Raw genomic sequence first — 12,441 nt, 5'->3', positions numbered from 1 at the left:
AACCATGTCTTCACCGTGGACCTTGAAGCCCAGATCGTCACCGGGCCGGATGGCGAAGTGTATGCGTTTGAAGTGGATGCAGGCCGTAAGGCAAACCTCATGGAAGGCCTTGACGAGATTGGCAGTTCGATGACTGCAGCAAGCGAGATCGACACGTTCGAAGCGCGTCGACGCGTCTCCATGCCATGGCTCGAAAAGGCCAGCTGACCCGGAAAGCGAAGAGGATGGTCATGAAGAGATTAAGCCTGACAATTCTGGGGGGATTGGTGCTGGCGTCTGTCGCGGCCTGTCATACGGATCCATTCGGCACGCAGCCTGAAGTCAATGTCACCCTGCCAGAGGCTCAGTCCGCGCCGTCCGACGAAGCGGGCGCCTCAACCGAAGAAAAGCGTGACCCCGAGACCTGAGAGTCGCACGAGCGGGTTTCGTTCTTGTTTGGTGGAGACGTAGATGGCGTTGCGCCCGCTGGTTACAACCATTAGTGGTGGACGCGGTTCTGAATTGCACACTTTGGGAGATAAAGATGAAATTTGCGGGTTCTGTGCTTGCAGCTGGATTGATGGTTTCTCTCGCGGGCTGCGCGAGTTCAACCGGGTCTGAGGAAATGACATTGGCGGAAGGCGCCGAAAGAGAGTGCCGCTCCATCAAGGAGTTCGGCTCGATGCTGCCAAAACGGATTTGCAACAACAAGGCAACCTGGGCCGACATAGATGAGCGGAACGAAGAACAGGCCAAGGAATTCAAGGACAAGATTGATAGCCGCTACACTCCCATACCACGCGAACCCGGCATGTAGGCCCTTCCACTCTCGGGTGGCTCAACTTTCCCAGGTCGATCTGGCCCGGCCGCCGACCACACGCGACAGTATTGCTCGGTTGTGTTGTGGTGGCTACTAGGTGCCACAAAACAAACTTGTCCGAACATGAGTGGAGCGCGGAAGTGAAACAGACCTTACTGTTATTGCCAGGAGACGGGATTGGCCCAGAAGTTGTGGCCGAAGTTCGGCGCCTGGTGGACGTTCTGGCTCCAGATCTCCTGTTGGAAGAGGGGCTTGTTGGCGGAGCATCCTTTGATGCCCACGGGACGCCGTTGAACGAGGATACGCTGGAGCAGGCCCGTCGATCGGATGCGGTTCTGCTCGGCGCGGTTGGTGGGCCGAAATGGGCGGGTACGGCGCGCGACAAGCGCCCGGAAGCTGGCCTGCTGGCTTTGCGCAAAGGCCTCGATGTTTTTGCGAACTTGCGGCCCGCTTTCTGTTTCCCGGCATTGGTCAGCGCCTCCAGCCTGAAGCCTGAAGTGGTCGAAGGCCTGGACATCATGATCGTCCGAGAGCTGACAGGAGGTGTCTATTTCGGCACGCCGCGCGGCATTGATGAGAAAGGCGGACTGCGCCGGGGGTATGACACGTCGATCTACACGCACCCGGAAGTCGAACGTGTTACGCGTGTTGCTTTCGAAATCGCGCGTGGCAGGGATGGCCGTGTCTGTTCGGTGGAAAAATCGAACGTCATGGAGACCGGCCTGTTCTGGCGTCAGGAAGTCACATTGGCGCATGCCGAGTTCGGTGCTGGCGTCGAACTCAGCCACATGTATGCGGATGCTTGTGCAATGGAGCTCGTCCGAGCGCCGAAACAGTTCGATGTGATTCTTGCCGGTAATCTGTTCGGGGATATTCTCTCTGACGAAGCCGCCATGCTGACCGGGTCCATCGGAATGCTGCCCTCAGCGTCCCTTGGGGCGGATGGTACGCCGGGCCTCTATGAGCCGGTGCACGGTTCGGCGCCGGACATTGCGGGACAGGGTATCGCAAATCCGTGTGCAGCCATTCTGTCGCTTGAAATGGCCCTCCGCTGGTCTCTGGGGCGTGAAAAAATCGCCGACAGGCTCTTCGCAGCAGTGGGCAAGGCTTTGGAAGATGGCGCCCGTACGCGAGATCTTGGGGGAGAGCTCAAGACTCACCAGATGACGGATGCAATTATCGCAGCGCTTTAGGCCGTGCGCGTCTTCCGTGTCCCGGCCGCTGGTGGCGGCTGCGGAGGGCCCGCAAAGCACTGCGCTTGTGTCATCCAGGATTGAGCAATCTTTCCGGATACGGAAAGACTTGTGTCCGCCACGTTGCGTACCTGCGTTACGACTTGGCAGAATTCTTCTGCGCGGCCTGCAATCCGCTCATCATCTTGTTCTTCGCCATACGTCCAGATTTCGCCGGACGGCGCGGTAAGGGACAGGAAGGGCATTGGCCCCGGAGCCGGGAGTTTCCGGTTGGCAAAAGTCCACCCATAGGTGTTCACGCCCAGCACCACGATATTGCGGATACGGTCGTTATTCTCACGGACGACGCCCAGCTGGTCATAGACTTCCTGACCGTGCGCCCAGGTTTCCATAAGTCGCGCCGTGATCGAAGACCGCGCGCTCATGCTTGGGCCCACCCATTGCAGGCGCTGGGATGGATCGGTTTGAGCGAAGACATCTGCCGTACGGTCTGCCATGACAAGCCAGTCCTCCCGCAAGGCGCGGCCTGACAGGCCCTCGAAGTACGCATATTCATGGTCTGGAAGTGCGCCTTCGCGGAGCGCGTCCGTCAGGCCGGATACAAGCGCTTGAAATGCCGCCTCGTCTTTTACCGATAATAGCGCTGCGGTGTTCCAGAAATGCAGGTGGCGGAGAACCATGTCGATGGTCCAGTCCTTGAATGCGGTTTTCTGCGTATAGTCCGTATCGGACAGGGGTGCGATCAGCTCGGACAGGGCCAGCGATTCATCGAGGAAGTCTGCGGCTTGTTGCATGAAGATCAGCTATAATCCGCGATGCGGCAGAGCAGGTTGCCGCGAAATTCGAAAAAGCTCGCGCCGCGTACTTTTACGGTCTCGCCGGACTTGATGCCATTGGGCAGGTCTACGGCGGCCTTGCCTTCAAATTCGATCTCGGCCGCAGCCTTGCTGCCTCCACTGACAATGTTGACCAGTCGCTGACGGCGATAGGAGAAGGCATTTCCTGACAATTCCGCGACCTGACGCATCATGTCCCTGCCATCCAGACGCATGGACTGACCCGTGTTGGAGATATTTTCGAACACCACGTCTTCCGTCACGCAATCGAGCATTCCGTCGATATCACGGGCATTGTAACAGGCGAGGTAGCGGTTGATTACGTCATCAAGCACGAGGGCGGCTCCCAGTTCCGGGTTCAATCCGGTCTGCCTCAGCAGCGAGACGTTGGCAACAGGCTTTAAATGGCGTCGAAGATGCGCCATAAGCCCGGTTCAATCTCAGGAGTAGAAATATCATGGCCACTCGGATCGCAGTCGTCGGTGCAACAGGTAATGTCGGACGCGAACTGTTGAACATTCTGGAAGAACGTATGTTCCCAGCCGACGAAGTCTTTGCCGTTGCGTCCCGCCGGTCGCTCGGCAAGGAAGTGTCCTATGGCGATCGCACGCTGAAATGCCACGATATTGAACAATTCGACTTCACACAGGTAGACCTCGTCCTGATGTCGGCTGGCGGCGCCACCGCCAAGGAATGGGCACCGAAAATTGCCAAAGCCGGCGCGATCACGATCGACAACTCGTCCGCATGGCGGATGGATCCGGACGTGCCGCTCGTCGTGCCAGAGTGCAACGGCGAAGCCGTGATGGGTTACGAAAAGAAGATGATCATCGCGAACCCCAACTGCTCGACTGCACAGCTCGTTGTGGCGCTGAAGCCGCTGCATGATGCCGTCGGTATCACCCGCGTTGTCTGTTCGACTTACCAGTCCGTATCCGGCGCCGGCAAGGAGGCGATGGACGAGCTGTGGAATCAGACACGCGGCGTATTCGTCAATGACGAGCCGACCCCGGAAGTCTTCCAGAAGGAAATTGCCTTCAACGTCATCCCGCAGATCGACGTTTTCATGGATGATGGTTTCACCAAGGAAGAGTGGAAGATGCGCGTCGAGACGAAGAAAATCCTCGACGAGTCCATCGAACTGGTCGCGACCTGTGTGCGCGTGCCGGTCTTTGTCGGCCATTCCGAAGCCGTGAATGTCGAATTGGCCGGCCCCCTGAGCGCCAAGAAAGCCAAGGAAATTCTGCGCGAGAGCCCGGGCATCATGCTGGTCGATGATCCTGAAGACGAGCTCTACATCACGCCGAAGGAATGCGTGGGCGAATGGGCGACCTATATCTCCCGCGTCCGCAAGGACCCGACGGTCGAAAACGGCATCGCCTTCTGGTGTGTCTCCGACAATCTGCGCAAAGGCGCCGCCCTCAACGCAATCCAGATTGCCGAAGAACTCCTCAATCGCGGCGTCCTGAAGCCAGAGAAACAGCCCGTTTCGACAAACTGAAACGCTTCGCAGCAATAATTGGGTGGCGTTGCCTCATGGCTCAGTGCTACGCGCTGGGCCATGAACACTGAAACTCGCCTCGGATTCTTTGCTGGCCTGGGGGCCTTTTTTATCTGGGGGAGCCTGCCGCTCTACATCCGGCTGATGCAGCACATCGGTGCGGCGGACCTGCTGGCACATCGCGTGGTCTGGTCCATACCGACTGCGCTGATCTTCATTGCGATTGCTGCGAACTGGCGGGACGTTCGGACAGCCCTGAAATGGGACAAGCTGAAATGGCTGCTTATCTCAGGCGCCCTGATCGGGTCCAATTGGGGATGTTACATCTGGGCGGTAAATGCTGGCCGGACGATGGAAGCGTCGCTCGGTTATTACATCAATCCGATTGTGAACGTGATCTTCGGCATGATCTTCTTTTCCGAGCGCCTTCGGCCGGCGCAATGGGGCGCAGTAAGCATCGCCGCTATCGGCGTTGCCATCATGACAGTGGCTTTCGGACAGGTGCCGTGGGTCGCCCTGTTTCTCTGCGTAACCTTTGCCTGTTACTCGCTGATCCGGAAGCAGGTCGCCATTGATAGTCGAGCGGGATTTCTGATGGAGGTCCTGCTATTGGCGCCCGTCGCCCTGGCCTGGTTGGCCTGGCTCTCGCGCCAACCGGATGCGCAAGTATTCGGCAATGGGGGATGGGATGTCGCACTATTGATGGCGGCCGGCCCGATCACGTCTGTGCCCCTCATCCTGTTTGCCTTGTCAGCACGTCGTCTGAAGCTCTCGACCATCGGCATGATGCAATACATCGGGCCGACCTTGCAGTTTCTGATCGCGGTTCTCGTGTTCCGCGAACCATTTGGCTGGACCCATGCGGCGGCTTTCGGTTTCATCTGGACGGCGTTGGCGATCTTCACCGCCGACAGTGTCATGGGCGACGCCAAGGCCCGGCGGCTCGCCCGCGCAGCGCGAGTCAGCTGAAAAAATGCTCCGGGCGGTGAGCACCCGGAGCAGGAAGATGTTTTGCATGATTGGAGTTGCCTCCGATTTCACCTCCGCAAGGACTGTGCCAGTCAGGAGACCGAACGTCCGGTCGAGACGGCGATCCACACGGCGATTCCAAGCAGCATGATGGCAAAGGTGCCGCGCAGGAGGGGAGCGGTCCGATAAGCTTCCAGTTTTTGGCCAAAACGGGACCCGGCAAGTACAATACTCGTATGGATGGTCGTCGCGACCACCAGGTGGATGACGCCCAGCGCAACAATCTGCAACCAGATTGGTCCTGCGGTATCGCTGGCAAACTGCCCGACGACGACGAGATAGAACACAAGCGCTTTGGGATTCAACAAATTCGCAGCCAGACCCCGCCAGAAGCCCGCCGCCTTGTTTCGATTGAGTGGTGAGACGGATCCGGTATCCCGCCAAGCCTCAACGGCGAGATAGACCATGAATACGACGCCTGCCCATCGTAGCGTGTCGTAGAGCATGGGCATTCCGGCGAGCAGAGCCGACAGGCCTGTGGCCGCAGCCACCAACTGGGCCGCCAGCCCCAGTGTGATGCCTGCGACAGCGCGCATTCCCGCTGCGCGGCCCTGCTGCGCCGACAGCGCGGCGAGCCATCCCATATTGGGACCAGGCGTCAATTCCACTGCCGCCATGGCAATCAGGAATGCGGCCCAGTCAATATGGTTCAGCATGGATCAGAGGCAGTCATAGACCGCTTCAACCAGTCGTACCGCACGCGGGTCACCCACGAGAATATTGGATTGCTTGTTCATGACATAGGCGCACGTCAAACCATTGCGCTGATCAGCTATCGCCATGGAGCCCCCCCAGCCACAATGGCCGAGCGTGGTGGGTTCGGGTCCGAACATGCCGTGGGTATTGTGCATGATGCCAGCGCCGAAGCTGGTGATCATGGGCAGAACCAGATCCGGTCCATGTGTTCGCGCCGTGCTGAGTGCCTCGAAAGTGGCGTTGCTCATGACACCCTCGCCATTGGTCGTGTAGGTCTCATAGAGTTGCGCGACCGAGAGCGCTGTTCCGTGGCCGTTTGCCGACGGAATTTCGATCTCGCGCCAAATGGCTCCGCCGCGATTTGGGGCGGCCCATTTGCTGACAAATGCTGCGCGTCGCGGCGGGGTAATCTCTCCAAGTTCTGCCAATTCTCGCGGTCGCTGGATGTCGGCACAGCGATCATGCTCGCTGGCGGGTGTGCCGATCATGAAGTCGACGTTCGGAAACAGCAAATTTAGCGTCGTACCGAGCGTTTCGCCACTGATGCGCCGTGCAATCTCTCCGACGAGATAGCCCCAGGTCAGGGGATGATAGCCATGCGCGCTGCCCGGTGACCACATCGGAGCCAATTCCGCCAGTGCGGCGGCGCAGGCGGGCGGATCGAGCCAGAGCTCAGGGTCGATCTCTTCCGGAAAGCCGGGCAGGCCGGCTTGGTGACTCGCAACTTCGGCAATTGTGACCGCGCCTTTTCCATTGGCTGCAAATTCGGGCCATACATCGGCCACGGGCGTCTCAAAGCCGCCCGGCAGGCGCTCCACCAGATGGGCCAGGACGATGGCTGCGATACCTTTGGTGGTCGAATAGACCGGGACGAGGGTGGTGTCTGACCATGGGTGTTCCTTCTTCCGGTCAGCCCAGCCGCCGACCAGGTTCACGACGACCTTGCCGTCCTTGATGACGGCGAATCCGGCGCCGAGCTCCTCGCCATTCTCGAAGTTTTTTTCGAAGACGCGGCGAACAGATTCAAATCCGCTGTCGGCATGTCCGGCCATTGGCCAGCTGTCAGATGTTGTATCAGTCATCGGTGTTGGCTCGCATAAACCGAACTGGCCGACAAGCGTTACGGCTGAACCAAGGCCCGCACATCGGCGGCAACACGGCTGGTGAGGTCGCTGTCTACGGAGGCTGTAAAATCCTCGAGCGCCTGCTGCCATTCGAAGATCTGCCTGAGGCCGAACTCATCCTCTCCCCTAAAGGAGACGTGGAATCTCACGCATATCCCACTCGGAGAAGGACCCTTTTTCGCGTAGGCGGTTCCGGGGTTGAAGCCCTCATTCATCTGATTGGCAAGTTCCAGCGTTTCCAGTCGCGAATAACCAGGCAGGTCCCGGCAGGCCGTAAAGCGGGCCGTCTGGCAGGTGCCGTCGATCTGGGAGCACTCCCGAAGCACGGCCTCGAACCCCTGTTTGTCCATCGCTGCGGACATTGTGGGGTGCGTGTCGATATACCCGATTTTGACGGACTGGAATTCGCGTATGAGGAATTCGTTGCGAAACTCGATCAGCGTAATGGGTTTCGCAAAGGTAGGCTCGCAAAACAGGAAGATTTGAGCCAGTAAGAGCAGGCGAAACATCATTGATCCATCTCGGTGCAGTGCGGGACGAGTATTCGGCTCGCAATCACGCATCAAATGGACAGTTCAGGTCAAGGAGTTGTCACATATGTCCCACGTTCACCGTCCCCGCCGATCCTGCCTCTACATGCCCGGCGCCAATGAGCGCGCCCTGGAAAAGGCGAAAACGCTACCCGCGGACACGGTCATCATGGACCTGGAAGATGCCGTGGCGCCGGAAGCCAAGGAGACCGCGCGTGATACGATCCGCGCGGCCGTGACCGCAGGGGGTTATGGCCACCGTGAAATCGTGGTCCGGATGAACGGGCTGGATACCGAATGGGGCCAAGCCGACCTCAAGATGGCGGTTGAAGCGGGCGCACATGCGCTGCTTGCACCCAAAGTGATTGATGGCAGCGACATTGATCGTCTCGACGACGCGATGAGCCGCGCCGGCGCCCCGGCCGAGATGGGGCTTTGGGTGATGATCGAGATGCCCAAGGCGATCCTGAACATCCAGGACATTGCCGAAGCCGTTGGCCGCACCCGTATGACGACGTTCGTGATGGGAACGAACGATCTCGCCAAGGAATACCGCGCGCGGATGACGCCGGACCGGCTGGCTTTCCAGACGGCTCTGGGCATGAGCATGGCTGCGGCCCGCGCCTACAACATCGTCGCGATTGATGGCGTCTACAATGACATCAAGAACGAGCAGGGCCTGATCGACGAGTGTGAACAGGGGCGTGACCTCGGCTTCGACGGCAAGACGCTGATCCATCCATCGCAACTCGACACGGCCAACCGCGTCTTCGCGCCGAGCCCGCATGATGTGGAACATGCACAGGCCGTGATTGAGGCGTTCGCAGACCCTCAGAATGCCGGCAAGGGCGTATTGAAGGTAAACGGCAAGATGACCGAATTGCTCCATCTCGACGAAGCCCGCCGGACTGTGGCCATGGATGAAGCCATCCGGGCTTTTGAGAGCTGATCCTCAATGCTCTCGGGCATTCATATGGTAAACCAACACATTCAGGAATACGCATGACCTACACTCTCCTTCACCATTCCGGCTGCAGCACGTCGCGCAAGGGGCTCGCCTTGTTGCAGGAGAACGGCGTCGAGCCGGAGGTCCGGAAATACATGAATGCTTCCGAGCAACTCAGCCTGGATGAGCTGAAGGACATCGCCAAAAAGATGGGTGCCAGTTCGCCGCGCGAGTTCTTGCGCGACAAGAATGCTGCCGAATTCGGCATCGATGCGACTTCGACAGATGACGAGATCTTCCAGGCGATGGCCGCCAATCCAAAGATCATCCAGCGCCCCATCGGCATTGTCGGCAAGCAGGCCGTGCTGGGCCGTCCGATCGAGAAACTGCTCGAGCTGAAATAGTATTACACGGCTGATATTGCGGGGAGATCGATGAAATTTCATCGATCTCTCACGCGAAGATTCAATATCTGCATGGCAAGGCTGTGGGCATGATCGTGTTCATGACTCTTGCGGCGGTGTTGATCGCCTTTTCTGCATTTTGCACTCTTGGGGTGCCGTACATGTTGGCGGGACCACGCATGCTCGATGAGTTCTCCGAGAACCGTGAGCAGCAAATGATGGCTGGCCTGTTGGGGGCCGCGATCATCGCACTTTTCCTGCTGCCCTTCGTCTCACCCGCCTTGATTTCCTCGCCCAGTGACGGTCAGGTGCTGGCTGATCTGTATATGGGGCAAATCCAGGCCTGACGCCGGGAAGTCTTGCCCCTTTTCCATCTGAGGGGCGCATGACCAGCACATCGAAATCCAATCCCGGCCATTTCTTCGAAGATTTTTTCGTGGGCATGCCCCTCGCGCATGCGACGCCGCAGACGCTGACTGAAGGCGACATCGCCCTCTATCGCGCGCTGACCGGCGGCCGGTTTGTCCAGTATTCCTCATCTGAATTCGCCAAAGCCGCCGGCTATCCGGGCCTCACGATTGATCCGCTGCACGCTTTCCATGTCGTGTTTGGCAAGTCCGTGCCGGATGTTTCGTTGAATGCGGTGGCGAACCTTGGCTATGCCGATGGTCGCTTCTCTCAACCCGTCCTGCCAGGCGATACGCTGAACACGGTTTCGGAAGTGATCGGCGTCAAAGAAAACTCCAATGGCAAGACCGGCGTCGTCTGGGTGCGCACGCGCGGCACCAATCAGCGCGGCGAAGAAGTCATGTCCTTTGTGCGCTGGGTCATGGTCAACAAGCGGGATGCCAACTCACCCGCGCCAGACGTGGTGATCCCCGACCTGCCAAAGAGTGTGCCCGGGGCCGAATTGTCCGGGTTTGCCTCCATGGAGGCTTGGGATACATCCCTCGCCGGCAGCGAATACATGTTCGAAGACTATGCGGTTGGCGAGAAGATCAATCATGTCGACGGCATGACCGTGGAAGAGGCGGAGCACCAGATTGCGACACGCCTCTACCAGAACACCGCCAAGGTTCATTTCGATGCGCATGGCCAGAAGTCCAGCCGGTTCGGCAAGCGCCTGATCTATGGCGGTGTGGTAATTTCCATCGCGCGGTCGCTGGCCTTCAATGGTCTCGCCAATGCGGGCCATATGCTGGCGATCAATGCCGGCAGCCATGTCAGTCCGCTATTTGCCGGTGACACGATCTATGCCTGGAGCGAAGTGCTTGAGAAAGCTGAGCTGTCCGACAAGGTTGGCGGGTTGCGCTTGCGCCTCGTGGCAGTGAAGGATCAGGATCCGGGCGCGTTCGCCTATAAGGGCGAGGATGGGAAGTATGCCGATGGTGTTCTGCTCGACTTCGACTATTGGGCCGCCATTCCACGCAAGCGGTAAGGCGCTTCCGTTTCGGCGCGCGCTCCCTATATGATGCCGCATGAGCGGATATGGGCCTTTTGACGATTTCACGCTGTTCGCCATCGCAATTGCGGTGGTGCTGTCGGCAATTGTCAGCCTGATCGGCACGTCCGCTCGCAAGCGGAATGTTGCGCTTGGCGAGGCGACCGTCGCCGATCTTGCGGAGATGACCGGTATCCGGGATCCCAAGAAGCTACAGGAAGCCTTTGGCCCGCCCGACATGGGCCGCGTCTGGCGCACGGTCACACTCTTTGATGTGCGGCGCTTCCGGCAACCTCAGGGGTGGCTGATGTCGAGCGATATCGTCGACTATGCGTGTCTGGGCATTGTGGCGCTCGCCATCTTCGTGTCGCATCCCTTTGTCGGGGCGGGGCTGGTGGCAGCGCTGGTCATCCAGGTGGCTGGATGGATTGTGTCGTTCGGGCTACCCAAGTAGACGCGCGAAATATCTGACGAGGTTCCGCTTTTCGGGACGGGGGAAACCCTTTAAGGGCAGGCGAATGAAAGTCTGGAAGATGAATGGTGCTGGCAACGCGTTTGCCATATTCGACGCCCGCTCGACTGCGTTCGTGCCGAGCACCGACCAGGTGCGCCAGATTGCCGAAGACCTAAAAGCCGATCAGATCATTGCGCTGGAGCGTGATGTCGCGCGCGACGTGTTCATGCGCATCTGGAACGCCGATGGCAGCGAAGTCTTTGCCTGTGGCAACGCCTCCCGTTGTGTAGGCAAACTGTTACTGGCTGAAACCGGCAAGGACCGGGTGTCCATCCAGACCGAAGCGGATGTTCTGAAAGCGTTTGCCGCAGAGGATGGCCAGATAACCGTCGACATGGGTTCGCCCCTGATGGGGTGGGAAGACATTCCGCTTTCCGAGAAAATGGACGTTCGCGGCGTTGATGTGAAAGTCGGGCCGATCGACAATCCCTGGCTCTCCCGTCCGGCAGTGGTCTCGATGGGCAATCCGCACGCCGTGTTCTTCGTGAAGAATATCGATGATTACGACATTCCGGCCATCGGGCCGCTCGTTGAATGGCACCCGACCTTTCCTGAGGGGGTGAATGTCGGGTTCGCGCAGGTCATTGACCGGCAGAACATTCGCCTTCGCGTCTGGGAGCGGGGGGCCGGCCTGACCAAGGCGTGTGGCACCGGCGCGTGCGCGGCGCTCGTGTGCGCCGCCCGGGCGAAGCTCACCGACCGCCGTGCCAATCTCATCCTCGATGGCGGTACGCTGATCATCGACTGGCAGGAATCCGATGACCGGGTTTACATGACTGGACCTGTGCAGCTGGAATTCGAGACCGAAATCTGAACTGGGCAAAGGAGTCATCCTGCACAGATCCCTTGATTTGCGGGGCTGACGGCGCGATGTCCGCTGCAACACATCGCGATGACTGAGACCAAATCCCCTTCCAGCCCGCAGCTGATCACGCTCGGATGCCGCCTGAACACCTATGAATCCGAGGTGATGCGCGGGCATGCGACCGATGCTGGCCTGAATGATGCGGTGATCATCAATACATGCGCCGTCACATCGGAAGCCGTCCGCAGTGCGCGCCAGACCATCCGGCGGGCGGCAAAAGACAATCCGGGCGCGCCGATCCTCGTGACAGGGTGTGCTGCGCAGATCGATCCGGACATGTTTGCAAAGATGCCGGAAGTCACCCGCGTCATCGGCAATCATGAAAAGATGCAGGCGGAAACCTGGCGGCCGGCCGAATTGCTGGGCGGGCACGAAAAGGTCCGCGTGAATGACATCATGTCAGTGCGGGAAACCGCTGCACACCTGATTGATGGCATGGAAGGTCGCGCCCGCGCTTATGTCCAGGTCCAAAATGGATGTGACCATCGCTGCACGTTCTGCATCATTCCTTATGGCCGTGGGAATTCCCGGTCTGTCCCGGCAGGGGAGGTGGTCAATCAGGT

16 protein-coding genes and 2 pseudogenes are annotated in these 12,441 nt (G+C 59.0%); 13 read left to right on the top strand and 5 right to left on the bottom strand.

Features of this window, described 5'->3' with window-relative positions; all coding sequences use genetic code 11:
* From B4F73_RS01745 to leuB, 4 genes and pseudogenes are all read left to right on the top strand, one after another.
* Nucleotides 1-207 (top strand): annotated as a pseudogene (locus B4F73_RS01745) (3-isopropylmalate dehydratase small subunit); the annotation flags it as partial.
* 23 nt (nt 208-230) lie between these two features.
* Nucleotides 231-407 (top strand): hypothetical protein, encoded by a 177-nt coding sequence (locus B4F73_RS01740; protein WP_290480333.1) that lies wholly within the window; start codon nt 231-233, stop codon nt 405-407.
* A gap of 116 nt (nt 408-523) precedes the next feature.
* The gene (locus tag B4F73_RS01735) at nt 524-796 is read left to right on the top strand and encodes a hypothetical protein (RefSeq protein WP_206991812.1); all 273 of its coding nucleotides are present in this window, start codon (nt 524-526) and stop codon (nt 794-796) included.
* Between the two features lie 143 nt (nt 797-939).
* Nucleotides 940-1,992 carry a 3-isopropylmalate dehydrogenase gene (gene leuB, locus B4F73_RS01730; protein WP_290482368.1) on the top strand — a complete coding sequence of 351 codons (1,053 nt, stop codon included), beginning with the start codon at nt 940-942 and terminating at the stop codon, nt 1,990-1,992.
* Here the strand turns inward: leuB and B4F73_RS01725 are convergent.
* Nucleotides 1,989-2,786 (bottom strand): TIGR03084 family metal-binding protein, encoded by a 798-nt coding sequence (locus B4F73_RS01725; RefSeq protein ID WP_290482367.1) that lies wholly within the window; start codon nt 2,784-2,786, stop codon nt 1,989-1,991. The genes leuB and B4F73_RS01725 overlap by 4 nt on opposite strands.
* 5 nt (nt 2,787-2,791) lie before the next feature.
* Entirely contained in the window at nt 2,792-3,163 is a 372-nt protein-coding gene (locus B4F73_RS01720) for a nuclear transport factor 2 family protein (protein ID WP_290480951.1), read from the bottom strand.
* Between the two features lie 122 nt (nt 3,164-3,285).
* Between B4F73_RS01720 and B4F73_RS01715 the strand changes: the two genes are divergently transcribed.
* Nucleotides 3,286-4,329 carry an aspartate-semialdehyde dehydrogenase gene (locus B4F73_RS01715; protein WP_206991815.1) on the top strand — a complete coding sequence of 348 codons (1,044 nt, stop codon included), beginning with the start codon at nt 3,286-3,288 and terminating at the stop codon, nt 4,327-4,329.
* Between the two features lie 60 nt (nt 4,330-4,389).
* Nucleotides 4,390-5,298, top strand: a complete 909-nt coding sequence (gene rarD / locus B4F73_RS01710) for an EamA family transporter RarD (protein WP_290482366.1) — start codon at nt 4,390-4,392, stop codon at nt 5,296-5,298.
* A gap of 92 nt (nt 5,299-5,390) precedes the next feature.
* On the opposite strand, the gene B4F73_RS01705 is transcribed toward rarD, so the two are convergent.
* The 3 genes from B4F73_RS01705 to B4F73_RS01695 are packed head-to-tail and all read right to left on the bottom strand — an operon-like array spanning nt 5,391 to nt 7,690.
* Entirely contained in the window at nt 5,391-6,014 is a 624-nt protein-coding gene (locus B4F73_RS01705; RefSeq protein ID WP_290482365.1) for a LysE family translocator, read from the bottom strand.
* Nucleotides 6,015-6,017: 3 nt separating this feature from the next.
* Nucleotides 6,018-7,136, bottom strand: a complete 1,119-nt coding sequence (locus B4F73_RS01700; protein WP_206991818.1) for a serine hydrolase domain-containing protein — start codon at nt 7,134-7,136, stop codon at nt 6,018-6,020.
* A gap of 38 nt (nt 7,137-7,174) precedes the next feature.
* Nucleotides 7,175-7,690: a hypothetical protein gene (locus tag B4F73_RS01695; RefSeq protein ID WP_290482364.1), complete on the bottom strand. Its 516-nt coding sequence runs from the start codon at nt 7,688-7,690 to the stop codon at nt 7,175-7,177.
* 85 nt (nt 7,691-7,775) lie between these two features.
* Here B4F73_RS01695 and B4F73_RS01690 point away from each other — a divergent pair, with 85 nt between their 5' ends.
* The 7 genes and pseudogenes from B4F73_RS01690 to B4F73_RS01660 form a co-directional block, all read left to right on the top strand.
* Nucleotides 7,776-8,657 carry an HpcH/HpaI aldolase/citrate lyase family protein gene (locus tag B4F73_RS01690; RefSeq protein ID WP_206991820.1) on the top strand — a complete coding sequence of 294 codons (882 nt, stop codon included), beginning with the start codon at nt 7,776-7,778 and terminating at the stop codon, nt 8,655-8,657.
* 53 nt (nt 8,658-8,710) lie between these two features.
* Entirely contained in the window at nt 8,711-9,058 is a 348-nt protein-coding gene (locus B4F73_RS01685) for an ArsC/Spx/MgsR family protein (RefSeq protein WP_034817294.1), read from the top strand.
* Between the two features lie 89 nt (nt 9,059-9,147).
* Entirely contained in the window at nt 9,148-9,405 is a 258-nt protein-coding gene (locus B4F73_RS01680) for a hypothetical protein (protein ID WP_034817295.1), read from the top strand.
* A 38-nt stretch (nt 9,406-9,443) separates the two neighbouring features.
* Nucleotides 9,444-10,496 carry a MaoC family dehydratase gene (locus B4F73_RS01675; protein WP_290480340.1) on the top strand — a complete coding sequence of 351 codons (1,053 nt, stop codon included), beginning with the start codon at nt 9,444-9,446 and terminating at the stop codon, nt 10,494-10,496.
* A gap of 40 nt (nt 10,497-10,536) precedes the next feature.
* Nucleotides 10,537-10,953: a hypothetical protein gene (locus B4F73_RS01670; protein ID WP_034817298.1), complete on the top strand. Its 417-nt coding sequence runs from the start codon at nt 10,537-10,539 to the stop codon at nt 10,951-10,953.
* A 64-nt stretch (nt 10,954-11,017) separates the two neighbouring features.
* Nucleotides 11,018-11,827, top strand: coding sequence for a diaminopimelate epimerase (gene dapF / locus B4F73_RS01665; protein ID WP_206991823.1), 810 nt, complete (start codon nt 11,018-11,020; stop codon nt 11,825-11,827).
* 78 nt (nt 11,828-11,905) lie between these two features.
* Nucleotides 11,906-12,441 (top strand): annotated as a pseudogene (locus B4F73_RS01660) (tRNA (N(6)-L-threonylcarbamoyladenosine(37)-C(2))-methylthiotransferase MtaB); the annotation flags it as partial.

This window comes from Hyphomonas sp. UBA3601 (genome assembly GCF_002375605.1).
Taxonomy (GTDB): domain Bacteria; phylum Pseudomonadota; class Alphaproteobacteria; order Caulobacterales; family Hyphomonadaceae; genus Hyphomonas.
This window is presented reverse-complemented; position numbering and strand designations above follow the sequence as displayed.